Raw genomic sequence first — 22515 nt, 5'->3', positions numbered from 1 at the left:
TCAGCTTGTGCGCCTGGGCCTCGGCGGCAAGTCGACCGCGATCTCCTTGGGCCGCGCGGGTGTCTCGGGCGCCCCGCCCAACTCGTCGGACAGACAGGCGAGATACAGGGCCATCGTGGCGCGGTGGTCACGCAGCGGCCGACCGGTCAGCCGCTCGATCTTCTGCATCCGGTAGACCACGGTGTTCCGGTGCACGTGCAGTGCCTCGGCCGCCCGGACGAGATTGAAGCCGCCCTCGCACCACGCGGTGACCGTGTCCCGGAGCACCGGCCAGTCCGGCTGGGCCCGCAGCTCGGCCGCGGTCGTCGCCAGCAGCCGCCCGCGCGCGGGCTGGCCCACCGCCGCCAGAACCTGGTGGATCCGCAGCTCGGCGATCAGATGGACCGGGGCACCGGCCCCGCCGGCCCCCGGCCGCCCGGCCGGACCGCCCGTCCGCCGGGCGGTCAGCCGGAGCGCGTCACAGGCGTCCTGGTAGGAGTCGTGGAGGGCGCCGACGGAGTCCGCCGGTTCACCGATCCCGGCGCGGGCCGTGAGGGAGTTCTGCGCGGCGATGACATCGGCGACCCGGCGGCAGTCGGCCACCAGGGACGCCGTCGCCCGGTCGGCCCGCAGCCGGTGCAGCACACCGATCCGGCCCGGGGCCGTGGTGGCGACGATGTCCTGCGGGTCGGCGAAGACCTCACGGACCGTGCGGAGCAGCTCCGAGCGGACCAATGCCATGTCCCGGGCAGGCGCTCCGCCGTGCCGTCGGCCGCCCGGCTCGGCCACGGTCACCTCGAAGGCCACCGCGACCCGGGGCCACCGCGACCCGGGGCAGCCGCAGATCGAACCCCAGCTCGGCCGCCCGGAAGTGCAGGAAGTCGCCCTCGACGACCTGGGGGTCGTAGGAGGAGAGGTCCGCGAACAGCTTCTCGGCCGCCCGCTCGGCGAGCAGCCGGGAACGCAGCATCACCGACTCCCGCAGCAGGATCTCCGTCTGCCGCTTCACCAGCAGACCGAACCGCCGGACCTGGGCGGGGGTCCCGGTGATCCCGACCGTGCCCACCGCCTGCCCGTCCGTGACCAGCGGCAGAGTGACCCCGGGCCGCACACCCCGCAGCCTGAGGGCCTCCGGGGCGCTGTGCGCGGCCGGTTCCTGGGTGCGGATCACCTCGACGGAGGCCTCGTGGAAGGTGCCGACCCGGCTGCCGTCGCCGCTGCCGATGACCATGCCCTCCGCATCGGTGATCAGCACGTTGAAACCGATGACCGCGGAGGTGTCCCCGGCGATCTCCTGCGCGAGTGACGGGCTCAGCACGGGTGTTCCTCCCGTCGGGGGATGGACCGGAGCTGGACGCACCGTACAGCGGAGGGGGCGCTGTCCACCACAAGTCCGTACGAAGCGAACAGTGACCCGTGACCGGCCCGCTCGTAGCCTTTGGGCCCATCACCTCCCGCCGAGGCACACCGCGGTGAACGGCGGGTTCCCGCAGGCCGATCTGGAAGGCCCACCCCGATGAACCGTCTGCGCTCGCTTGCCGCCGCCCTGTCCGCCACCCTCCTGCTGTCCACCGTCGCCGCCTGTGGTGGGGACGGTGACGACGGCCCGAAGAACGTGTCCGCGAAGACCGCCGCGCTGGGCACCCTCACCCCGGGCGTCATCAAGGTCGCCGTCCAGCCGTACGCGCCGTACACCAGCGTCCAGGGCGACAGGATCGTCGGGCCGGACGGCGACGTCCTCAACCGGATCGCCAAGAAACTCGGCTGACCGCCGGGCTTCTTCGCCCCCGCCGCCCCTTCCCTTCCCTTCCCTTCCCTTCCCCAGGGGCTGTGCCCCTTCGACCCCCGGGTGCGGGTTCGTCGTGGTTGCCCGCGCAGTTCCCCGCGCCCCTTTTGGGGCGCGGGTGTTGCACTCCGGCTCTCAGGAACCCTCTTCCAGAACCTCCCCCAGCGTCCCCAGCGCCGAGCGGAGTTCCGGCGCCGTGATCGTCAGGGGTGGGGCCAGACGGATCGTGGAGCCGTGGGTGTCCTTGACCAGGACGCCGCGGTCCATGAGGCGGTGGCTGATCTCCCGGCCCGTGCCGATCGCGGGGTCGATGTCGACGCCCGCCCACAGGCCGCGTGCCCGGAAGCCGAGCACACCCCGGCCGACGAGTCCGGTGAGGCCGTCCCGCAGGACCGCGCCGAGTTCGGTGGCCCGGCGCTGGAACTCCCCGGTGCGCAGCAGCTCGACCACCGCCGAACCGACCGCCGCCGCGAGGGGATTGCCGCCGAACGTCGACCCGTGCTCACCGGGACGCAGCACCGACAGCACCTCCCGGCGGGCCACCACCGCCGACACCGGCACGATGCCGCCACCGAGCGCCTTGCCCAGCAGCACGGCGTCCGGCTCGACGTCCTCGTGCTCGACGGCGAGCGTCCGCCCGGTGCGGCCGAGGCCCGACTGGATCTCGTCCGCGATGAACAGACAGCCCGTGCGGCGGGTCAGCTCACGGACCCCGCGCAGATAGCCGTCGTCCGGGATCAGCACCCCCGCCTCGCCCTGGATGGGCTCGATCAGCACCGCGGCCGTCGTCTCGTCGATCGCCGCCTCCAGCGCGGCGAGATCGTTGTACGGGACCACCCGGAAACCGGGCGTGAACGGGCCGAAGCCGTCCCGCGCCACCGGGTCCGTGGAGAAGCTGACGATCGTCGTCGTACGGCCGTGGAAGTTGTCGGCGGCGACCACGATGGTGGCGCGGTCGGCGGGGACGCCCTTCACGTCGTACGCCCATTTGCGGGCCACCTTGATCGCGCTCTCCACGGCCTCGGCGCCCGTGTTCATCGGCAGCACCATGTCCAGGCCGGTCAGCGCGGCCAGGGACTCGGCGAACTCGGCGAGCCGGTCGTTGTGGAAGGCCCGCGAGGTGAGGGTGAGCGTGTCGAGCTGGCGGTGCGCGGCCTCGATCAGCGCCGGGTGGCGGTGGCCGAAGTTCAGGGCGGAGTACCCGGCCAGCATGTCCAGATAGCGACGGCCCTCGACGTCCTCCACCCAGGTGCCCTCGGCGCGGGCGACGACCACGGGCAGCGGGTGGTAGTTGTGCGCGAGGACGGGCTCCTCGGCGCGGATGAGGTCGGCCGACGAACGCGTGTGGACGGGGGCGGTCATGAGCGGACCTCCTGGGTCGTGCGGGTCACGGGCGGATCTCCTGGGTGACGCACTTGATGCCGCCGCCGGCCTTCTGGAACTCCGACAGGTCGACGGGGACGGGAACGTAGCCCTGCCGGGCGAGCTGGTCCGCGAGTTCCTTGGCGCGGGGCGAGATGAAGACATGACGGCCGTCGGACACCGAGTTCAGACCGAAGGCCATGGCGTCCTCACGGGTCGCGATCACCGCGTCCGGGTACAGCCGGGCGAGGACCGCGCGGCTGCCGGGCGAGAAGGCCTCCGGGTAGTACGCGATGTTCCCGGGGGAGCCGTCGCTCCCGTCGTCGAGGACGAACAGCGCGGTGTCCAGATGGTAGAAACGCGGGTCCACCAGCTGGAGGCTGATCACGGGGACGCCGAAGAACTCCTGCGCCTGGCGATGGGCCTCCCGGGTGGTGCGGAAGCCGGTCCCGGCGAGCAGATGGCGACCGGTCGGCACCAGATCGCCCTCTCCCTCGCACACCGACTCCGACCGGAACACCTCGTACCCGGCGCTCTTGAACCAGGAGTCGTAGGCGGTGGACTCGGGGCGCCGCTCCGGCGCGTGGAACAGCGAGCCGAGGACCCGGCCGCCGAGGACGAGCGCGCAGTTGGCCGCGAACACCATGTCGGGCAGCGCCGCCACCGGCTCCACACTGTCCACGGTGTGGCCATGGGTCCGGTAGGCGTGGATCAGCTCCCGCCACTGATCCTGGGCGAGATCGACGTCCACGGGGGTGTCCGGATGCATCCAGGGATTGATCGAGTACTGCACGGCGAAGTGTCTGGGTTCACAGACGAGAAAGCGCCGAAGGCGCGGCACACGGCTGTCGGGCACAGAGGGTTTCTCCGCTTCCTGCGAGTGTCGGCTGGGATGACACCACGGTAGGAATCAGGCCAGGCGCACGACAAGGAACGAACGTTGCGTGTTCGCGCAGTAATGCTGCGTATCGATCGCACTCAGCGCATGTTCGCTGCGTCCTGGGTCGCACCGGCCTCCGGAGCCTCCGGCAGCAGGTGCGACAGCACCATGTAACTGATCGTCTTCCGGATGAACGGCTCGGCGCGGATCCGCTCCAGCACCTCCTCGAAGTGCTCCACGTCGACGGCCCGGACATGCAGCAGCGCGTCCGCGCCCCCGGTCACCGTCATCGCCGCGGTGATCTCCGGATGGTTGCGCACCACCTCCGCGAGCCGCCGGGGCGGCGCCGCGCCCTCGCAGTACACCTCCACATACGCCTCCGTGCGCCAGCCGAGCGCCGCCGGCTGCACCGTGGCCGTGAAACCGGTGATCACCCCGGTCTCCCGCAACCGGTCCACCCGCCGCTTGACCGCGGTGGCCGAAAGACCGATGGCCGAGCCGATCTCGGCGAAGCTGGTCCTCGCGTTCGCCATCAACGCCGTGATGATCTTCCGGTCGAGTTCGTCGAACGCCGCGGACTTGCTGCTCATGCGGGCACTGTATCCAGCGACCCCCCTGTGCGAGCCCCGCGCGGCGCGCGCCCGTGTGCAGGCGTGCGAATTGCTCCTACACTCCACGTTCATGCTGCGCGCGCTCGCCGTCGATGACGAGAAACCCTCCCTGGAGGAACTGCTGTACCTGCTGAACGCGGATCCACGGGTCGGCAGCGCCGAGGGCGCGAGCGACGCCACCGAGGCGCTGCGGCGGATCAACCGGGCCCTGGAGTCGGGCCCCGACGGGCCCGAGGCGATCGACGTCGTCTTCCTCGACATCCACATGGCCGGACTCGACGGTCTGGACCTCGCCCGTCTCCTCACCGGATTCGCCCGGCCCCCGCTCGTCGTCTTCGTCACCGCGCACGAGGGCTTCGCCGTCCAGGCCTTCGACCTCAAGGCCGTCGACTACGTCCTCAAACCCGTCCGCCGCGAACGTCTCGCCGAGGCGATACGCCGGGCCGTCCAACTCCGCGAGGCGACCACCGCCCCGGCCCCGCAGATACCGGTCCACGAACCCGACCCCGACCACATCCCCGTCGAACTCGGCGGGGTGACCCGCTTCGTCGCCGTCGACGACATCACCCACGTCGAGGCCCAGGGCGACTACGCCCGACTCCACACCCCCCAGGGCAGCCACCTCGTCCGCATCCCCCTGTCCACCCTCGAAGAGCGCTGGCGCGCACGCGGGTTCGTCCGCATCCACCGCCGCCATCTCGTCGCCCTGCGGCACGTCGGCGAACTCCGCCTGGACGCGGGCACGGTCAGCGTCCTCGTCGGCCCCGTGGAACTCCAGGTCAGCCGCCGCCACGCACGCGAACTGCGCGATCTGCTGATGCGCCGGACCACGGGCTGAGGAGCCGCCATGCCGCACGACCCCAGCGAGCGCCCCGCCGAGCGCCGTGTCGTCGTCACCGGGGTGCCCCGGCGCACCCGGCGCACCACCGGCCACCACCAGCGCCCCCGCACCGAGATCGACGAACAGACCACTCTCGGCCACACCTACGTCCGCTCCCTCATGCGCAGCCAACTCCGCGCCGCCCTCGCCGTGTTCACGGTCCTGGTCCTGCTGGTCGCCCCGCTGCCCCTGGTCTTCGCCGCGATGCCGGACGGCGCCGGCCTGGAATGGGCCCTCCTCGGCTTCGCCGTCTACCCCCCGCTGGTCCTCCTCGCGTACTGGCACGTACGCCGCGCCGAACGCAACGAACAGGACCTCGTCCGACTCGTCGAGGACCGCTGAGGCGATGAAAGCCACGGAAACGACGGAAGCGACGGAAGTGACGGAAGTGATGGGTGCGACGGAAGCAGTGGACCCGTGAACGAGAACTACGCCGTCCCGGCCGTCGCCCTCGTCGTCGTCGCGACCGTCTTCGTCGGCGCCTTCGGCCTGCGCATCTCCCGCACCACCTCCGACTTCTACGTCGCCTCCCGCACCGTCGGCCCCCGCCTCAACGCCGCCGCGATCAGCGGCGAATACCTCTCCGCCGCCTCCTTCCTCGGTATCGTCGGCCTCGTCCTCGTCCAGGGCCCCGACATGCTCTGGTACCCGGTCGGCTACACCGCCGGCTATCTCGTCCTTCTCCTCTTCGTCGCCGCCCCGCTGCGCCGCTCCGGCGCCTACACCCTGCCGGACTTCGCCGAGGCCCGCCTCGCCTCCAAGACCGTACGACGGCTCGCGGGGGCCTTCGTCGTCGGCGTCGGCTGGCTCTACCTCCTGCCCCAACTCCAGGGCGCGGGGCTGACGTTGAACGTCCTCACCGACGCGCCGGAGTGGCTCGGCGGGGTCATCGTCGCCGTCGTCGTCTCCGCCACGGTCGCCGCCGGAGGCATGCGCAGCATCACCTTCGTCCAGGCCTTCCAGTACTGGCTGAAGCTCACCGCCCTGCTCGTCCCCGCGCTCTTCCTCGTCCTCGCCTGGCAGGGCGACGGCGCCCCGCGCCACGCCTTCGACGAGCCCGCGACCTTCCGCGAACAGCGCGTCGTCCGGGTCGACGAGACCCTCGACCTGAAGCTCGAAAGCCCCCTGACCGTCACCGCCACCGGCACCATCGACGGCCGCCGCCACGACGACCGGCGCGTCCACCTGCCCACCGGCACCCACCGCGTCGAGCGGGGCACCCGGCTGACCTTCACCGAGGGCGACACCGTCCCCGTCGCCGATCGCGGCACCAACGGCGGCATGTCCACCTCCCTCGCCGCAGGCCGCGAGGAACGCCCCCTGTACGCCACCTACGGGCTGATCCTCGCCACCTTCCTCGGCACCATGGGCCTGCCCCACGTCGTCGTCCGCTTCTACACCAGCCCGCACGGCGTCGCCGCCCGCCGCACCACCGTCGTCGTCCTCGGCATGATCGGCTTCTTCTACCTCCTGCCGCCGCTGTACGGCGCGCTCGGCCGGATCTACGCCCCCGACCTCACCCTCACCGGCGACGCCGACGCGGCCGTCCTGCTCCTCCCGGACCGCATGATCGGCGGCCTCGGCGGCGACCTGCTCGGCGCGCTGGTCGCGGGCGGCGCCTTCGCCGCGTTCCTGTCCACCGCCTCGGGCCTGACCATGGCGGTCGCGGGCGTCCTCACCCAGGACGTCCTGCCCGCACGCGGCGTACGGCACTTCCGGCTCGGCACGGTCCTCGCCATGGCCGTACCGCTCGCCGCGAGCGGCCTGGTCGGCGGGCTGCCCGTCGCCGACGCCGTCGGCCTCGCCTTCGCCGTGTCCGCCTCCTCCTTCTGCCCCCTGCTGGTCCTCGGCATCTGGTGGCGGCGCCTCACCCCGCCGGGCGCCGCCGCCGGCATGCTCGTCGGCGGCGGCGCGGCCCTGCTGGCGGTCGCCGCGACCATGGCCGGATACCCCGGCACCGGCACCCTGCACGCCCTGCTGGCCTGGCCCGCCCTCTGGTCCGTCCCCCTCGGCTTCCTCACGATGGTCCTGGTGTCCCTGGCCACCCCCGGCAAGGTCCCGCCCGAGACCCCGGCGATCCTGGCCCGCTTCCACCTCCCCGAGGAACTGGTCGGCGGCCGGACCCGCGCGGCGACCAAGGAGGTCGAACTGTGGCGGGGATGAGGCCCCAAGGGGCGGGACCGGCGGGACGGAACCCGCGCGCGGTGTACCGGGAGCGGGAGGTGGGCGATGAGCGCTGAGGTGACCGGGTTCCTCGCGGGGTTCTGCGTGGCCGTGCTCCCGCTGCTCGCGGCCGGGTTCTGGCTCGGCCGGCGCACGGCCCGGACGCGCAGCAGTCTCGGCGGGCTCGGCACGCCCGTCGAGCACGCCACGTTCCAGACCCTGCACACCGCCACACTCGCCGCGCCCCCGCTGCGCGCCGGACTCACCGAGGAGACGGCCCGCAGATCCGCCAAGCGGCTGCGCACCCTGCTCGGCACGGACGCGCTCTGCCTCACCGACCATGAGTCGGTCCTCGCCTGGGAGGGCGTCGCGGAGCACCACCGCGCCGAGATCATGGGACGGCTGGCGGGCCCCCTGGAGACCGGCCGGGGCGAGGCCTTCCCGCTGACCTGCGACATCCTCGACTGCCCGGTGCGCTGGGCGGTTGTCGCCCCCCTCACGGTCGACGACCGTGTCCACGGCGCGCTCGTCGCCTGCGCGCCCCGGGAGTCCGCCGTCCTCGTGCGCGCGGCCGGCGAGGTCGCCCGCTGGGTCTCCGTCCAGTTGGAACTGGCCGATCTCGACCAGTCCCGCACCCGGCTGATCGAGGCCGAGATCAAGGCCCTGCGCGCCCAGATCTCCCCGCACTTCATCTTCAACTCGCTCGCGGTGATCGCCTCGTTCGTCCGCACCGACCCCGAGCGCGCCCGCGAACTCCTCCTGGAATTCGCCGACTTCACCCGCTACTCGTTCCGCAAGCACGGCGACTTCACCACCCTCGCCGACGAACTGCACGCCATCGACCACTACTTGGCGCTGGTCCGGGCCCGCTTCGGCGACCGGCTCTCGGTCACGCTGCAGATCGCCCCGGAGGTCCTGCCGGTCACCCTGCCCTTCCTCTGCCTCCAGCCCCTCGTGGAGAACGCGGTGAAACACGGCCTCGAAGGCACCACGGTGAACGCGGCGGGCAAGAGCCACATCAGCATCACCGCCCAGGACGCGGGCGCCGAGGCCCTGGTCGTCATCGAGGACGACGGCGTCGGCATGGAACCCGAGGTGCTGCGCCGCATCCTCGCCGGCGAGACCAGCCCCTCGGGCGGCATCGGGCTGAGCAATGTCGACGAGCGGCTGCGCCAGGTGTACGGCGACGACCACGGCCTCGTCATCGAGACCGCGGTCGGCGCGGGCATGAAGATCACCGCCCGGCTGCCGAAGTACCAGCCGGGCGTACACCCGGACGGGGGAATACCGCGAGGCTGAGGGCGTCCGGCGTGGGCCTCAGGTGCGCGACGCCACCATCCCCAGGGTCAGCAGACCCAGGACGACCCATCCGAACCACAGCCAGCCATTGCTGCCTAGCGCCACCGAGTAGGCCGTCACCGCGACCAGCCCACCGACGGTGAGCACCCCCATGGCCTTCGTCGAACCGGGCATCGCAACACCCTTCCTCAGGCTTCTTCTCCCTCCATGGTGCCTCCACTACCGGAAATGACAGTGCAGACGACAAAATGTGCGCCTTTTTTCCAGCCGTCCTCGCTGATCCAGAAACCGGAACCGGTCAGACCGGGCTCATAGCCGTACTGCTGCGGCGGCAGATTCTCCCGGCAGGCGTCGAGGGCCTGGTCCTGGGCCGTCTCGTACGTCGTGCCGGGGCTCATCTCGTGGAAGCCGAGCACTTTCTGCCGGTGGCGGTCCTGGCAGGAGACCAGCCGGATCCTGTTGCCGGAGATCGGGTCGAGGCAGTCCTGTTTCTGCAGGGTGGCCACATCGACGAGCACCGTGGAACCCACCGTCCGGTACGCACCGATCGGTCCGTACACCGGCCTGCGCTCGCCCAGCAGCAGACAGGCGACCCGATGCCCCGCGGCGTCGAAGCCGTCGTCGGTCGGCAGGACGGCATAGGTCCGGACGCCCACGAGCTTCTCGCGGGCCTCCACCGTGAGCTGCTCGCACCGCGCGGCCCCGCTCGTCCGGGCGTCCTCGGCGGACGACACCTCGAAGGAGGCCATCACCTGTCCGTCCATGGCCCGCCCCACGCACTCGGGCACGATCCGCAGCCGGGCGGCGTCCGTGAACGGGGCGTCGGTCCAGGTGACGTCCACACAGTCGCCGTCCTTCAGCGGCTCGGCCAGCCCCACGGTCCGCCCGTACGGCAGCCGCGCGCTCAGCGTGTCACCGCTGCCGCCCAGCCCGCCCGGCAGCTCCCTGACGTTCCCCATGGCCCACCAGATCCCGCCGACCACCAGGGCCAGCCCGAGAGTGGTGGCCATCCCCGCGAGAAGAGCCCGGCCGCGATGCCGACGGGGGCGCACGCCGGTACCGCCGGGCCGGGCGGGAGAGGGTTCCGGCGGGGGCGTCGGCGCGTGCCACGGTGTCCCGTGGGCCCCTGGCGCGGCGAAGACCTCGCGCTCCGCCGTGTGCGTGGGCTCGCTCGCCCAGTGCGGCTGCGAGCCCAGGTCGGGCGCGGTGCGGCGATGGGCCTGCGGGGTCACGATCGCGGACAGCGCCGCCTCGGCCTCGACGGCGGTGATCCGGCGTACGGGGTCCTTGGCGAGCATGGCGGCCAGTACGGGTTCCAGCGCGCCCGCCCGCAGCGTCGGGCGCGGCTCCTCCAGGACGACGGCGGTCAGCGCGGCGATCTCCGTGGCACGGTCGAAGGGGCCGTAGCCCTCGACGGCGTGGTACAGCGTGCAGCCCAGCGAGAACAGGTCGGACGCGGCCGTCGGCGGCCCGCCCTGCGCCCGCTCGGGCGCCAGATATCCGGCGGTCCCGACCAGGACGTGCGTACGGGTGTATCGGGTCTCCCGGGTGTCGGGCTGGACGGAGATGCCGTAGTCGGTGAGGAGCACGCGCGCGTACGGCGATCCGGTGCGGTCCGGGGCGAGCAGGATGTTGGCCGGCTTGACGTCCCGGTGCATGACACCGCGCTCGTGCCCGGCGGTCAGGGCGTCCAGCACGGACAGCCCGATCCGGGCGCACTCGGCGGGCGCGAGGGCACCGCGCCGTGCCACGAGGGCCTTCAGGTCGAGGGCGCCGGGCACGTACTCCATGACGATCCACGGCAGTTCGCCGTGTTCCAGGACGTCGTGCACGGTGACCACGTTCGGGTGGTGGCGGAGCCCGGCGGCGTGCCGGGCCTCGGCGCGGGCACGGGCCACCCGCGCCGTGCGCTCCCGCTCCGCCTCGCCCGGGTTGCCGAACACGATCTCCTTGAGCGCCACCTCGCAGTCCAGCTGCCGGTCGTGCGCCAGCCAGACATGGCCGCTGCCCAGCCGGTTCAGCAGGAGATAGCGGTCGGCGATGACCCGGCCGACTCCCGACTGCGGTGCTCCTGACTGCATCGGTCACTCCCGGAATTCAGGTCCGTCGGATCCGTCAGATCCACATGAACTGGGCCGGTTCCCCGACGGGTTCACCCGGGGGAGCGCTCGTCGGATCGGGGGCGCTCGTGGTCGGGGTGCCGGTGGGCGGGCCGCTGTCCTCCGGCGGGGTGGGATCGGGGTCGGGCGTCGGCGGCGGCCCGGTCGACCTGGTGGAGCCGGGAGGCGGCGAGGGAACGGCCGGGGCGGAGGTGGGCGTGGGGTCGGGCGGCGGCTCCCCGGACGACTTGGACGGCGACGGCACGAGCGAGGTGCCGCCCGTCGACGGGGGAGTGGTCGGTCCCGTGGGCGAGGACCCGCCGTCCGCCGGGGAGGAGCCCCCGCCCGACGGAGTCGTGTCGCGGCCCTTCGGCGTCGAGTCCCCCTCCGACGGCGACGACCCGCCCGGCGACGACCCGCCCGGCGACGACCCGCCCGGCGACGAACCGCCGGACGGCGAACCATCCGTCTCCGAGGGCCCCGTCGGCCCGGTCCCGGTGGACCCCGATCCCGACCCCGATCCCGATCCCGACCCCGACCCCGACCCCGACCCCGATCCCGATCCCGATTCCGAGGCCCTGCCCGGCCACTCCACATGCAGTGCCACCGCCGCGCCGAACGCCAGCTCGGCACCCGGTCCCGGGCTCGATCCGGTCACGGGCGCGTCACCCGGCGGCATCCCGTCCCCGGCGACGGTCACCGCCAGGCCCTTGTCCGCCATGGCCGCGCTCGCCTCGCCGAAGGTCATCCCCCGGACCTTCGGCACGGCCTGCCGTAGCCGGGTGTCGAACGTCGTGTCGGACTCGCCCGTGGTGCCGACCTCCCGGCTGATGCCCCGGTCCGGATCCTCGACATCGACGAGCCTGATCTCCCGCAGCCGCTCGGGAGCGGGCTTGACGACGACCACCGCGGACTTTTCGAAGCCCTTCCACTTCTTGTGGTCGCCGGCGAACTCGACCTTGACGCGCTCGGGGTTCCCGTCGAACGCGCGCAGCGGATTTCCGCAGCTGCACTTCACGGCGGGCAGGCCCTGATCGTCGACCAGAACCGCGATTCCGGATTCCAGCAACGCGTCGAAGGGGACGGCTTCGCCCTTCTTGTAGTCGTGGTTCTTCACGAGGGTGTCGTGGCGCAGGAGAACGGGTGTGAGTTCATCGAGACGACGTCCGATTCCATCGACATCGACACCAGCGATCCGGGCCCATTCCTGAGCCTTTTTCTTGTTCTCCGGAGCGGTGAGGAAATCCTCCAGCCTGCCCACGTCACAGATCTTCGGTTTCTGCGTGCCCCCGTACAGACCGGGGGTGTTGCCCTGCTGGAGACCGCTGTGCGGCTCAAGGGACCGCAGGTCGGGCTGGTCACGGCCCAGTTGTTCGCCCTCGTCGAAGAAGGGGGCGAGGGACGGGATCCCCGCGGCCACCGCCTGCACCGCGAGCAGTGAGGGGGCGGAGTCACCGCACCCGCCGAGGACCAGTACACCCACCAACAGCAGACATGTTCGCAAGCGTGTGTGAATTGTCATGACCGCTCCCCCCAGCGGTTTCCCCCGTCACCCCACAGAGCTGACGCGGGGCTCACACAACATGCTACTTAAGGGCAAAGCCTCGCCGTCAAGGAAAAAGAAAAAGGGGAAAGGGGAAGGGGAATGTGGCTCAGCGACCACGTGCGGCGAGTGAGGCGAGATAGGCGTTGTACGCCTCCAGTTCCTTGTCGCCGTCCCGGTCGGCCGCGCGGTCCGCGCGCTTGGCCTGCCGCTGCTCGGAGCCGTACCACTGGAACAGCAGCGCGAGCAGCACGAGCACCGAGGGGATCTCGCTGAACGCCCACGCGATGCCACCGGCCGCGTTCTGGTCGGCGAGCGCGTCGATACCGAGGGAGGCGGGCGGGTTCTCGTACGTCTTCACCATCGGCGCGGACGCCATCATCAGCGCGATGCCGAAGAACGCGTGGAACGGCATGCCCGCGAACAGTTCCAGCATCCGCATCAGATAGCCGGGCCGGTGCGGGCCCGGGTCGACGCCCATGATCGGCCAGAAGAAGAACAGCCCGACCAGCAGGAAGTGCGTCATCATCACGATGTGCCCGAGCGTCGACCCCATCAGGAAGTCGAACAACGGCGTGAAGTACAGCCCGTACAGGCTCGCGATGAACATCGGGATCGTGAACGCCGGATGCGTGACGATCTTCATGTACCAGCTGTGCAGGAACATCAGCAGCAGCTCACGCGGCCCCTTCCGGCCCCTCCCCGCCACCGGCAGCGCCCGCAACGCCAGGGTGACCGGCGCCCCCAGCAGCAGCACGATCGGCGCCAGCATGCTGATCACCATGTGCTGCACCATGTGCACGCTGAACATGACCATGCCGTAGTCGTTCAGCCCCGTGCACGTCACCAGCATCACCAGCAGCACACCCAGCACGAACGCGACCGTCCGTCCCACGGGCCACTTGTCCCCCCGCCGCACCAGCCGCACGACGCCCCACCCGTAGAGGGCGAGGGCCGCCAGACAGGCGACCAGGAAGAACGGATCCGCCGACCACGAGAGCCCCCGCCCGAGAGTGAAGGGCAAAAGCCCCATACCGTGCCCGCTGTGATCCATCCGCCGGCTCCTGTTTCATGGGGGTTGCGCGCTGTACGTCCGCCCCAAGAGTAGAACCGCCCCCGGTCACGATCATGACCGGGGGCAAGCCTTGAAGGGGCGCGGGGCTGTCTCGATATGCGGCTCCGCCGCGTGGGCGTGACAAGCCACGAACCACCCGCAGCCGACGGACCACCCGCTGAACCGAGCTCCTAGTCGGAACTCACAGCACACACTCCGCCTCGGCGTACCGCTCGGAAGGCACCGTCTTCAACGTCTCCACCGCCTCCGCGAGCGGCACCATCACGATGTCCGTCCCCCGCAGCGCGGTCATGTTCCCGAACTCCCTCCGGTGCACGGCCTCCACCGCGTGCCACCCGAACCGCGTCGCCAGCACCCGGTCGTACGCGGTCGGCGTACCGCCCCGCTGCACATGCCCGAGGATCACCGGCCGCGCCTCCTTCCCGAGACGCTGCTCCAGCTCGATCGACAGCTGCCGCGCGATCCCGGCGAACCGCTCGTGCCCGTAGATGTCCTTGCCGCCCTCGTCGAACTCCATCGACCCGGCCTTCGGCTTGGCCCCCTCCGCCGCGACGACGATCGCGAACCTCTTGCCCGCAGCGAACCGCTCGCCGACCCGCGCGGTCAACTCCTCGATGTCGAAGGGCCGTTCGGGGACGACGATGGCGTGCGCGCCGGCCGCCATGCCGGAGTGGAGCGCGATCCAGCCGGTGTGGCGGCCCATGACCTCCACGACCAGGACCCGCTGGTGGGACTCGGCGGTGGTCTTCAGCCGGTCCAGGGCCTCGGTGGCGACGCCCACGGCCGTGTCGAAGCCGAAGGTGACGTCCGTGACCGCGATGTCGTTGTCGATGGTCTTCGGCACACCCACGACCGGCAGACCGCTGTCCGACATCAGCCGGGCCGCCTTGAGGGTGCCCTCGCCGCCGATGGGGATGATCGCGTCGAGACCCAGCTCCTCGACATGGCCCTTCGCCCGCGCCACCCCGTCCCGCAGATGCGAGGGCTGGACCCGGGAGGAGCCGAGGATCGTGCCGCCGCGGGCCAGGATGCCCGCCACCGCGTCCAGATCGAGCTTGAGGTAGTCGCAGTCCAGAAGACCCTTCCAGCCGTCCCGGAAGCCGATGACCTCGTCGCCGTGGTCGACGACGGCGCGGTGCACGACGGACCGGATGACGGCGTTCAGCCCTGGGCAGTCGCCGCCGGATGTGAGGACACCAATGCGCATAGCCCGAATACCTTCTCGACGTGGGCCGGGGACCGGACCACGCTGTCCGGCTGGAATCCCCGCCACCCTACCGGCGGCAGGGGGCGGGCCCGTAGCGGGCGTCCGCCTGCTGGACGCCCCCGCACAGGTGAGCGGAGCCCTGGTCAGACGGGCTTTCACACATGAGCGGGGGCAGTGTCGGACGGGCTTTCGTACGGGCACTGAGGAACCGTTTCGCGGGCTCCTCGGCCCGTCCCGCGCGGCGTGTTACGCGGGCTGGGTCGCCTTACGCGGGCTGGGTCGCCGCCGAGATGCGCTCGTCGCGCAGCGCCTCGAACCAGCGGTCGTCGGTCGGCGGCAGCGCGTTCACATCCAGCGCCAGCTTCAGCAGCAGGTCCGCGATCTGCGGGTTCCGCGCCAGCACCGGCCCGTGCATGTACGTACCGAACACGGTGTCGTTGTACGCGCCCTCCGTGCCGTCGCCCGTGCCGTTGCCCTTGCCCAGCCGCACCTGGGCGAGGGGGCGGGCGGTGGGGCCGAGGTGGGTGACGCCCTGGTGGTTCTCGAACCCGGTCAGCTGCGGCAGCCCGAGGCGCGGGTCGATGTCCGCGAGGACGTCGCCGACGCACCGCTCGCCCTCGCCGCGGGTCGTCGTCACATCGAGCAGACCGAGGCCCGGCTCGCGCTGACCGAGGTCGTTGACGAACTCGTGGCCGAGGATCTGGTACCCGGCGCAGACCGCGAAGACGATCGCCCCGTTGTTCACCGCCTGGTACAGATGCCGGTCCCGGCGCAGCCGCTCGGCCGCGAGCCGCTGCGGACGGTCCTCGCCGCCGCCGATCAGATAGATGTCGCCGGAGGTCGGGATCGGCTGGTCGCTGCGCACGTCCAGCCGGGCCACGTCCAGGCCCCGCTGCCGCGCCCGGCGCTCCACGACGAGGACGTTGCCCTGGTCGCCGTAGGTGCTGAGCAGGTCCGGGTAGACCCAGACGATCCGCAGGCTGTTGTCACTCATGAGTCAGTGCCCCTCAGAGTCGTGGGAGTCGTTCGTCGTGGCGTGCTCAGTTGCCCACGCGGCGGCGCAGGTCCTGGAACGCGGTGTAGTTGGCGATGACCTCGATCCGGCCCGGCGGGCACATCTGCACCGCCTGGTCCAGGGTGTCGCAGACCTGGAAGTGCTGGTTCGCGACCTCCAGCCGCACCGCCAGGTCGAGCTTGCGGTCACCGAGCACGAAGATCGGGTGCCCGGTCAGCCGCGTGTAGTCGACGTCCCAGAGCCAGGAGGTGTCGGTGCCGTCGGCGCCGCGCGCGTTCACCGAAAGGATCACCGGCGACGGCGGCGGGTCGATCAGCGAGAACGTCTCCAGCCAGCCCGCCGGGTTCTTGGCGAGCAGCAGCCGCAGATCGCGCTGCATGAACTGCACCACGTCGTACCGGCCGGCCACCGCCTGCACCTGGTACATGCGTTCCAGGGCGACCTGCGGGGGCACCCCGAAGACGGCGGCGGTCGCGGCCGACGAGGCCGCGTTGGCCTTGTTGGCGCGGCCCGGCAGCTGGAGGTGGATCGGCCAGGCCGAGCCGTGCGGGTCGAGGACGTGGTCGCCGGAGAGCGCCCAGCTCGGCGTCGGACGGCGGAAACCGCACTCGCCGCAGAACCAGTCGTCACCGGGGCGCTGCATCACACCGCCGCAGGACGGGCAGGACCAGGCGTCGTCCTTCCACATCTGGCCGACCGCGACCCAGATCACGTTCGGCGACGACGAGGCCGCCCACACGATCAGCGGGTCGTCGCAGTTGGCCACCACGACGGCCTTGGTGCCGGCCAGGCCCTCCCGCCACGCCTCCGCCATCATGCGGGTCTCGGCGGCACGGTCGAGCTGGTCGCGGGAGAGGTTCAGCAGCGCGATGCACTTGGGGTCGGTGTCCCGCGCGACACCGGCGAGGTACTTCTCGTCGACCTCGATGACCGCGAACTTGGAGTCCGAGTTCCCGGCGAGCGCCGAGGTGATGCCCGCGGGCATGTTGGCGCCGAGCGCGTTCGAGACGACGGGGCCCGCGGCCCGTAGCGCCTCGGCGATCAGCCGGGTCGTGGTGGTCTTGCCGTTGGTGGCGGAGACCAGGATGACGTCCAGGCTCTGTGCGAGCCGGGCGAGGAGGTCGGGGTCGAGTTTCAGTGCCACCCGGCCGCCGATCACAGATCCGCTACCGCGCCCCGCGGCACGCGATGCCGCCGCGACCGCCTTGCCCGCCGTCACGGCCAGCTTGGCCCGCGGCGTGAGCGGGTCCGAGTTGCCTGCCATCAGTTCTCGATCCTCCTTGCGTACAGCGCCGCGCCCTGTCCCGGCAACGTGTGGACCAAAGCCTATCGAGATCCACTCACGCGCCCGAATCTCGATGGGTGCGTTGCACCGGCCGGCCCGGCCAAATCGGGTGGGAACGTACTCTTGCGGCCATGCGTAGCCGCTCGATTCCCGGCGCCCGAGGGCGCGTTCTCCCCATGACGCTGTTCGGGGACCCCGTATTGCACGCCCCCTGTGAAGAGGTGAGGGAGTTCGGGCCCGAACTGGTGCGGCTTGTGGAGGACATGTTCGCCACAATGTACGACGCGCGGGGCGTGGGTCTCGCCGCGAACCAGGTCGGCCGGGGATCGCGGGTCTTCGTGTACGACTGTCCGGATGACGACGATGTGCGGCACGTCGGCCATGTGGTGAACCCGCGGCTGGTGTCGGCGGAGGGGATCGTGCTGCGCGGGCCGGAGGGGTGTCTGTCGCTGCCGGGGCTGGAGGCGGGGGTCGAACGGTACGACGAGGCCGTGGTGGAGGGGTTCACGGTGGACGGGGACCGGGTGCGGGTGTCGGGGAGCGGGTTCTTCGCGCGGTGCCTTCAGCACGAGTGTGATCATCTTGAGGGGCGGGTTTTTGTGGACCGGTTGTCGGGGTGGCGGCGTTCTCGGGTGTTGCGGAAGGCCGCGCGGGCGCCGTGGGGGGTGTGAGTTCGTCGGCGGGTGCGGGTCCGTGGGGCTTCTCGCGCCCACGCGGCGGAGCCGCATGTCGACACAGCCCCGCGCCCCTTGCCGGGCGCGCTGGTGCCCGACTCCGCCGAAAAGGAGCCCTAGAAACCCGGGCCGCCGACCTTGTCGCCCGCCGCTGCCAGGCGGCCCCAGAGGAGGTCTGCCAGGCAGCGGACCAACTCCGCCCTGGTGCAGGGGCGTTCGCCCAGCCACCAGTCGCCGGCCGCGTGCATCATGCCGACGATGCCGTGGCCCCAGACGCGGGCGAGGCGGTGGCTGTCGGGGCCGAGGTCGAGGCGGTCCTCTATGACCTTGCCGAGTTCCTCGCCCATGCGGCGAAGCAGCGGGGCGGAGTGCTTGCCGACGTCGAAGCCCTGGTCGCCGGGCTGGCCGCCCTCGGCGGGGTGCATCAGGAAGCGGTAGACCTGCGGGCGGGCCTCGATGGCCGCCAGATAGGTGTCGAGGGTCGCCTCCACGCGTTCGCGGCGCTCCGCCGGGGCGTCCAGCGCGGCGCGCAGGGCGTCCAGGAGGGCATCGGTGTGCCGCTGGGCGAGAGCGGCGTAAAGTCCGCTCTTGTCGCCGAAGTGGCGGTAGAGGATCGGCTTGGTGATGCCGGCCTCGGCGGCGATGGCGTTCATCGATGCTCCGGGGCCTTCGCGGAGCACCACCCTGTCCGCGGCCTCCAGCAGCTCGCGCCGACGGCGGTCGGCGGACCGCTCCTGGTCGGTCCGCTGCGTGGTGTCCATGAGTCTCTCCCCCAAATGCTGATGACAGTGACGCCCTGCGCAAACTAGCACTGATCGGCGCGACCCGATCGAACGGGTCGAACGGGCTACCGGGCCCGCCCCGGGAGTTGACTTTTCCTACCGACGGGTAACAGACTCGCAGTTACCGCAGGTAACATCTTAGTGCAATGCTGGAGGCGCGTCATGGCCGAGTTCACCATGGAACTCAACGAGGAACAGCGAGAGGTTCGCGACTGGCTCCACGGATTCGCCGCCGATGTGATCCGCCCCGCGGCGGCCGAGTGGGACGAGCGCGAGGAGACCCCCTGGCCGGTGATCCAGGAGGCCGCCAAGGTCGGTATCTACTCCCTCGACTTCTACGCCCAGCAGTACTTCGACCCCACCGGCCTCGGCATCCCCATGGCCATGGAGGAGCTGTTCTGGGGCGACGCGGGCATCGCCCTGTCCATCGTCGGCACCGGCCTCGCCGCCGTCGGCGTCCTCGCCAACGGCACCGAGGAGCAGATCGGCACCTGGATCCCGCAGATGTACGGCGACGCGGGCGATGTCAAGGTCGCCGCGTTCTGCTCCTCCGAGCCCGACGCCGGCTCCGACGTCGCCTCCCTGCGCACCCGCGCCGTGTACGACGGGGCCAAGGACGAGTGGGTCCTCAACGGCACCAAGACCTGGGCGACCAACGGCGGCATCGCCAACGTCCACGTCGTCGTCGCCGTCGTCGACCCCGAACTCGGCTCCAAGGGCCACGCGTCCTTCATCGTCCCGCCCGGCACACCCGGCCTGTCCCAGGGGCAGAAGTTCAAGAAGCACGGCATCCGCGCCTCCCACACCGCCGAGGTCGTCCTGGAGGACGTACGCGTCCCCGGCTCCTGCCTCCTCGGCGGCAAGGAGAAGCTCGACGAGCGTCTCGCGCGGGCCCATGAGCGGGCGAGGAGCGGTGGCGAGCGAAGCGAGATGGGGGTCCCCCCGGCCGGAGGCTGGGGGAGGGTGAAGAACGCGGCGATGGCCACGTTCGAGGCCTCCCGCCCGGCCGTGGGCGCCATGGCGGTGGGCACCGCCCGCGCCGCGTACGAGGTGGCCCTCGACTACGCCAAGACCCGTGAGCAGTTCGGCCGGCCCATCATCGACAACCAGGGCGTCGCCTTCCAACTCGCCGACATGCGGACCTCCGTCGACGCGGCCCGGCTGCTGGTGTGGCGGGCGTCCTGGATGGCGATCAACGGCCGCCCGTTCACCGCGGCGGAGGGCTCCCAGTCGAAGCTGTTCGCCAGCGAGACGGCGAAGAAGGTGACCGCGCAGGCCATCCAGATACTGGGCGGCAACGGGTACACCCGGGAGTACCCGGTCGAGCGGATGCATCGGGATGCGGCTATTTACACCATTTTCGAGGGTACGAGTGAGGTGCAGCGGCTGGTGATCGCCCGGACCCTGTCGGGGATGCCGATCCGGTAGCGCCGAGGGGGTGCCCGTGTCGGTCGGGCTGTTGTTCAGCGGTGACGACAGATGAACCCGACAGGAGTGCTCGATGACGCGTACGGCCGGAGAAGTGCTGGAAGCGATGACCGCGCGGCTCGCCCCGGAACCCGACGCCAACCCCCTGCTGCCCCTGGTCGCCTCCGGTGCGGCCGGGCTCGGCACCCTCGCCGCGCTCGCCGGGGAACAGCGACTGGTGATCGCCGCGGACCTGCTCTCCTTCCGCCATCTGGCCGGGCGGGCGGCGGCCGGGGAACCGACGAGCGCCCCCTTCTTCGAGATGCTCGCGGAGGGGGAGGCGGTGGCGGCGGGGCGGCTCGGGGCGTTCGCCGAGGCGTGCGGGGTGGACGAGCAGAGGGCGGCGGCGTACGCGCCACTGCCGGGCTGTCAGGCCTACCCGTCGTACGTCGCCCGGCTCGCGCTCGGCGCGTCCCCGGCCGACGTGGTGCTCGCCCTGAGCGCCAACTTCGCGTCCTGGGGCGGCTATTGCGCGGTGATCGCCAAGTCCCTCCGCGATCACTACGCCTTCACCGACGAGGCCTGCGGTTTCTTCGACTTCTTCGCCGAGCCGGCCCCGGAGCTGGAGGAGCGGGCGAGGGCGGCGGTTCAGGCGGGGCTGGACGCGGGGCGGATCGACGAGGAGACGGCCCACGGCCACGGCCGACTGCTGCAGAGCTACGAATCGATGTTCTGGACCACACTGGCGCGCCCCTGAAAGCGGCGCCCTAGCCGGAGGCCGCCCCACTGCTGTGGGCGATGCACGCCACATCGATCCGGTCCGCCAGCTTCGCCAGCTCGATCGTGAGCGCCGCCACCGTGTCCTCGTCGAGTTCCTCACCCGCCTCCACGAGGTGCAGCCACCGGCCGCCCACCGTCCGCAGCAGCTTGCTCACATCGGCCGCGGACACCTGCAAGGTCCCGCGGTCGTCGACGATCAGAGGCAGAGTCACTTCGCGGTTCACAACGGGGATGGTAGCCGCGTGACGCTCACGCCCCGTGCCACACGGTGGTGATGTTGCAGAACTCCCGGATTCCGTGTCCGGACAGCTCACGCCCGTATCCGGATCGCTTGACCCCACCGAACGGGAACGCCGGGTGGGAGGCGGTCATCCCGTTGACGTAGACCGCGCCGGCGTCGAGGTCACGGACGAAGCGGTCGACCTCGGCGGCGTCCCGTGTCCACACGTTGGAGCTGAGTCCGAAGGGCGTGTCGTTGGCGATCGCGACCGCTTCGTCGAGGTCGGCGACCCGGTACAGCGTGGCGACCGGGCCGAACGCCTCCTCGTGGTGGACACGCATCTCCGGAGTGATGTCGGCGAGGACGGTCGGCGGATAGAACCAGCCCGGCCCGTCGGGGCGTTCGGCGCCGCACAGGACCGTGGCGCCGCTCTCCACGGCCTCGTCGACGAGTTCCTCCAGATCGGCGCGGCCCTGCTCGGAGGAGAGCGGGCCGACGTCGGTCCGCTCCTCCAGCGGGTCGCCGACCCGCAGCGCCCTCATGCCCGCCACGAACCGCTCGGCGAACGCCTCGTACACGTCGGCGTGCACGATGAACCGCTTGGCGGCGATACAGGACTGCCCGTTGTTCTGCACCCGGGCCGTCACCGCGATCTCCGCCGCCCGGTCGACGTCGGCGGACGGCATCACCACGTACGGGTCGCTGCCGCCCAGTTCCAGGACCGTCTTCTTCACCTCGTCACCGGCGACCGAGGCGACCGCCCGGCCGGCGGGCTCGCTGCCGGTGAGGGTGGCGGCCTTCACACGCGGGTCGCGCAGGATGTCCTCGACCGCTCCGGAACCGACCAGCAGGGTCTGGAAACAGCCCTCGGGGAAGCCCGCCCGGAGGAAGAGGTCCTCCAGGTAGAGCGCGGTCTGCGGGACGTTGGAGGCGTGCTTGAGCAGGCCCACGTTGCCGGCCATGAGGGCGGGCGCGGCGAAGCGGATCACCTGCCAGAGCGGGAAGTTCCACGGCATCACGGCGAGCACCGGGCCGAGCGGCCGGTAGCGGACCAGGGCGCGGGACGCGCCGGAGTCCTTCACATCCGCGTCGGACGGCTCCACGTCGGTGAGCAGCACCTCGGCGTGGTCGGCGTACCAGCGCATCGCCTTCGCGCACTTGGCGGCCTCGGCGCGGGCCTGCTTGACCGGCTTGCCCATCTCCGTCGTCATCACCTTGGCGATGTCGTCCGCGTCCGCGTCGAGCAGCTCGGCGGCCCGGTGCATCAGCCGGGCCCGTTCCGCGAAGGACGTGGTCCGGTACGCGTGGAACGTGGTGTCGGCGGTGGCGAGACGGCGCTCGATCTCCTCCTCGCCCAGGGCGTCGTAGGTCTTGAGCGTCTCGCCGTTCGCCGGGTTGACCGTGGCGATGGGCATGGGGGGCCTCCTGCGTGGGCTGTCCTTCGACCTTCCCGCGCGACGGCGCGTGC

23 protein-coding genes are annotated in these 22515 nt (G+C 71.4%); 8 read left to right on the top strand and 15 right to left on the bottom strand.

The genetic code is table 11. From position 1 onward, the window contains the following. Together F9278_RS46910 and F9278_RS46905 are read right to left on the bottom strand one after the other, a co-directional pair. Entirely contained in the window at window positions 1-768 is a 768-nt protein-coding gene (locus F9278_RS46910; RefSeq protein WP_264300163.1) for a PucR family transcriptional regulator, read from the bottom strand. Then, window positions 680-1297 (bottom strand): sugar diacid recognition domain-containing protein, encoded by a 618-nt coding sequence (locus tag F9278_RS46905; protein ID WP_226966649.1) that lies wholly within the window; start codon window positions 1295-1297, stop codon window positions 680-682. Before F9278_RS46905 ends, F9278_RS46910 begins: the two co-directional genes overlap by 89 nt. Before the next feature lie 198 nt (window positions 1298-1495). Between F9278_RS46905 and F9278_RS05680 the strand changes: the two genes are divergently transcribed. Further along, window positions 1496-1747, top strand: coding sequence for a hypothetical protein (locus tag F9278_RS05680; protein ID WP_193241383.1), 252 nt, complete (start codon window positions 1496-1498; stop codon window positions 1745-1747). Between the two features lie 153 nt (window positions 1748-1900). On the opposite strand, the gene rocD is transcribed toward F9278_RS05680, so the two are convergent. From rocD to F9278_RS05665, 3 genes are all read right to left on the bottom strand, one after another. Then, window positions 1901-3127 (bottom strand): ornithine--oxo-acid transaminase, encoded by a 1227-nt coding sequence (gene rocD, locus F9278_RS05675; protein WP_152167277.1) that lies wholly within the window; start codon window positions 3125-3127, stop codon window positions 1901-1903. 25 nt (window positions 3128-3152) lie between these two features. Next, complete coding sequence (ddaH, locus tag F9278_RS05670) at window positions 3153-3983, bottom strand: dimethylargininase (RefSeq protein ID WP_152167276.1); 831 nt, start codon at window positions 3981-3983, stop codon at window positions 3153-3155. Between the two features lie 122 nt (window positions 3984-4105). Then, the gene (locus F9278_RS05665; RefSeq protein WP_152167275.1) at window positions 4106-4597 is read right to left on the bottom strand and encodes an Lrp/AsnC family transcriptional regulator; all 492 of its coding nucleotides are present in this window, start codon (window positions 4595-4597) and stop codon (window positions 4106-4108) included. A 91-nt stretch (window positions 4598-4688) separates the two neighbouring features. On the opposite strand from F9278_RS05665, the gene F9278_RS05660 reads away from it, so the two are divergent. The 4 genes from F9278_RS05660 to F9278_RS05645 all read left to right on the top strand — a co-directional run bounded on the left by F9278_RS05660 (window position 4689) and on the right by F9278_RS05645 (window position 8960). Continuing rightward, window positions 4689-5456, top strand: coding sequence for a LytR/AlgR family response regulator transcription factor (locus F9278_RS05660; protein WP_152167274.1), 768 nt, complete (start codon window positions 4689-4691; stop codon window positions 5454-5456). Between the two features lie 9 nt (window positions 5457-5465). Further along, window positions 5466-5840, top strand: a complete 375-nt coding sequence (locus F9278_RS05655) for a hypothetical protein (protein WP_152167273.1) — start codon at window positions 5466-5468, stop codon at window positions 5838-5840. A 75-nt stretch (window positions 5841-5915) separates the two neighbouring features. Then, entirely contained in the window at window positions 5916-7661 is a 1746-nt protein-coding gene (locus tag F9278_RS05650) for a sodium/solute symporter (RefSeq protein ID WP_152167272.1), read from the top strand. 78 nt (window positions 7662-7739) lie between these two features. Next, window positions 7740-8960: a sensor histidine kinase gene (locus F9278_RS05645; protein ID WP_152173718.1), complete on the top strand. Its 1221-nt coding sequence runs from the start codon at window positions 7740-7742 to the stop codon at window positions 8958-8960. An 18-nt stretch (window positions 8961-8978) separates the two neighbouring features. Here the strand turns inward: F9278_RS05645 and F9278_RS05640 are convergent, their stop codons facing one another. From F9278_RS05640 to F9278_RS05610, 7 genes are all read right to left on the bottom strand, one after another. Further along, window positions 8979-9134: a hypothetical protein gene (locus F9278_RS05640; protein WP_152167271.1), complete on the bottom strand. Its 156-nt coding sequence runs from the start codon at window positions 9132-9134 to the stop codon at window positions 8979-8981. 14 nt (window positions 9135-9148) lie between these two features. Further along, the gene (locus F9278_RS05635) at window positions 9149-11041 is read right to left on the bottom strand and encodes a serine/threonine-protein kinase (protein ID WP_152167270.1); all 1893 of its coding nucleotides are present in this window, start codon (window positions 11039-11041) and stop codon (window positions 9149-9151) included. A 34-nt stretch (window positions 11042-11075) separates the two neighbouring features. Continuing rightward, window positions 11076-12581 (bottom strand): PASTA domain-containing protein, encoded by a 1506-nt coding sequence (locus F9278_RS05630; protein ID WP_193241382.1) that lies wholly within the window; start codon window positions 12579-12581, stop codon window positions 11076-11078. A gap of 130 nt (window positions 12582-12711) precedes the next feature. Beyond that, window positions 12712-13656, bottom strand: coding sequence for a cytochrome c oxidase assembly protein (locus F9278_RS05625; RefSeq protein WP_152167269.1), 945 nt, complete (start codon window positions 13654-13656; stop codon window positions 12712-12714). A 202-nt stretch (window positions 13657-13858) separates the two neighbouring features. Then, window positions 13859-14884, bottom strand: a complete 1026-nt coding sequence (locus tag F9278_RS05620) for a 6-phosphofructokinase (RefSeq protein WP_152167268.1) — start codon at window positions 14882-14884, stop codon at window positions 13859-13861. 265 nt (window positions 14885-15149) lie between these two features. Next, window positions 15150-15878 carry a type 1 glutamine amidotransferase gene (locus F9278_RS05615; protein ID WP_152167267.1) on the bottom strand — a complete coding sequence of 243 codons (729 nt, stop codon included), beginning with the start codon at window positions 15876-15878 and terminating at the stop codon, window positions 15150-15152. Between the two features lie 46 nt (window positions 15879-15924). Further along, window positions 15925-17163 (bottom strand): Mur ligase family protein, encoded by a 1239-nt coding sequence (locus tag F9278_RS05610; RefSeq protein WP_152167266.1) that lies wholly within the window; start codon window positions 17161-17163, stop codon window positions 15925-15927. 152 nt (window positions 17164-17315) lie between these two features. Here F9278_RS05610 and def point away from each other — a divergent pair, with 152 nt between their 5' ends. Beyond that, a complete protein-coding gene (gene def / locus F9278_RS05605; protein WP_152167265.1) occupies window positions 17316-17855 on the top strand; it encodes a peptide deformylase in 540 nt (179 codons plus the stop codon). Window positions 17856-17974: 119 nt separating this feature from the next. On the opposite strand, the gene F9278_RS05600 is transcribed toward def, so the two are convergent. Then, the gene (locus F9278_RS05600; RefSeq protein WP_152167264.1) at window positions 17975-18619 is read right to left on the bottom strand and encodes a TetR family transcriptional regulator; all 645 of its coding nucleotides are present in this window, start codon (window positions 18617-18619) and stop codon (window positions 17975-17977) included. 183 nt (window positions 18620-18802) lie between these two features. Here F9278_RS05600 and F9278_RS05595 point away from each other — a divergent pair, with 183 nt between their 5' ends. Together F9278_RS05595 and F9278_RS05590 are read left to right on the top strand one after the other, a co-directional pair. Next, window positions 18803-20068 carry an acyl-CoA dehydrogenase family protein gene (locus F9278_RS05595; RefSeq protein WP_152167263.1) on the top strand — a complete coding sequence of 422 codons (1266 nt, stop codon included), beginning with the start codon at window positions 18803-18805 and terminating at the stop codon, window positions 20066-20068. Between the two features lie 73 nt (window positions 20069-20141). Then, window positions 20142-20804 carry a thiaminase II/PqqC family protein gene (locus F9278_RS05590; RefSeq protein WP_152167262.1) on the top strand — a complete coding sequence of 221 codons (663 nt, stop codon included), beginning with the start codon at window positions 20142-20144 and terminating at the stop codon, window positions 20802-20804. A 10-nt stretch (window positions 20805-20814) separates the two neighbouring features. Here F9278_RS05590 and F9278_RS05585 read toward each other — a convergent pair whose 3' ends face one another. Continuing rightward, a complete protein-coding gene (locus F9278_RS05585; RefSeq protein ID WP_037704958.1) occupies window positions 20815-21051 on the bottom strand; it encodes a DUF6213 family protein in 237 nt (78 codons plus the stop codon). A gap of 25 nt (window positions 21052-21076) precedes the next feature. Then, entirely contained in the window at window positions 21077-22462 is a 1386-nt protein-coding gene (locus tag F9278_RS05580; protein ID WP_152167261.1) for an NADP-dependent succinic semialdehyde dehydrogenase, read from the bottom strand. Between the last annotated feature and the right edge of the window lie 53 nt (window positions 22463-22515).

The organism is Streptomyces phaeolivaceus (genome assembly GCF_009184865.1).
GTDB lineage: Bacteria > Actinomycetota > Actinomycetes > Streptomycetales > Streptomycetaceae > Streptomyces > Streptomyces phaeolivaceus.
The sequence above is the reverse complement of the archived record's forward strand: the minus strand, read 5'-3'. Positions and strand labels throughout refer to the sequence as shown.

Bases quoted from the DNA above. Each gene is read 5' to 3' on its own strand.
- F9278_RS05615 (WP_152167267.1), bottom strand. From the start codon at position 15,878: ATGAGTGACAACAGCCTGCGGATCGTCTGGGTCTACCCGGACCTGCTC.
- F9278_RS05635 (WP_152167270.1), bottom strand. From the start codon at position 11,041: ATGCAGTCAGGAGCACCGCAGTCGGGAGTCGGCCGGGTCATCGCCGAC.
- F9278_RS05610 (WP_152167266.1), bottom strand. From the start codon at position 17,163: ATGGCAGGCAACTCGGACCCGCTCACGCCGCGGGCCAAGCTGGCCGTG.
- rocD (WP_152167277.1), bottom strand. From the start codon at position 3,127: ATGACCGCCCCCGTCCACACGCGTTCGTCGGCCGACCTCATCCGCGCC.
- def (WP_152167265.1), top strand. From the start codon at position 17,316: ATGCGTAGCCGCTCGATTCCCGGCGCCCGAGGGCGCGTTCTCCCCATG.
- F9278_RS05655 (WP_152167273.1), top strand. From the start codon at position 5,466: ATGCCGCACGACCCCAGCGAGCGCCCCGCCGAGCGCCGTGTCGTCGTC.
- F9278_RS05680 (WP_193241383.1), top strand. From the start codon at position 1,496: ATGAACCGTCTGCGCTCGCTTGCCGCCGCCCTGTCCGCCACCCTCCTG.
- F9278_RS05590 (WP_152167262.1), top strand. From the start codon at position 20,142: ATGACGCGTACGGCCGGAGAAGTGCTGGAAGCGATGACCGCGCGGCTC.
- F9278_RS05665 (WP_152167275.1), bottom strand. From the start codon at position 4,597: ATGAGCAGCAAGTCCGCGGCGTTCGACGAACTCGACCGGAAGATCATC.
- F9278_RS05595 (WP_152167263.1), top strand. From the start codon at position 18,803: ATGGCCGAGTTCACCATGGAACTCAACGAGGAACAGCGAGAGGTTCGC.
- F9278_RS05600 (WP_152167264.1), bottom strand. From the start codon at position 18,619: ATGGACACCACGCAGCGGACCGACCAGGAGCGGTCCGCCGACCGCCGT.
- F9278_RS05625 (WP_152167269.1), bottom strand. From the start codon at position 13,656: ATGGATCACAGCGGGCACGGTATGGGGCTTTTGCCCTTCACTCTCGGG.
- F9278_RS05640 (WP_152167271.1), bottom strand. From the start codon at position 9,134: ATGCCCGGTTCGACGAAGGCCATGGGGGTGCTCACCGTCGGTGGGCTG.
- F9278_RS05620 (WP_152167268.1), bottom strand. From the start codon at position 14,884: ATGCGCATTGGTGTCCTCACATCCGGCGGCGACTGCCCAGGGCTGAAC.
- F9278_RS05660 (WP_152167274.1), top strand. From the start codon at position 4,689: ATGCTGCGCGCGCTCGCCGTCGATGACGAGAAACCCTCCCTGGAGGAA.
- F9278_RS05630 (WP_193241382.1), bottom strand. From the start codon at position 12,581: ATGACAATTCACACACGCTTGCGAACATGTCTGCTGTTGGTGGGTGTA.
- F9278_RS05580 (WP_152167261.1), bottom strand. From the start codon at position 22,462: ATGCCCATCGCCACGGTCAACCCGGCGAACGGCGAGACGCTCAAGACC.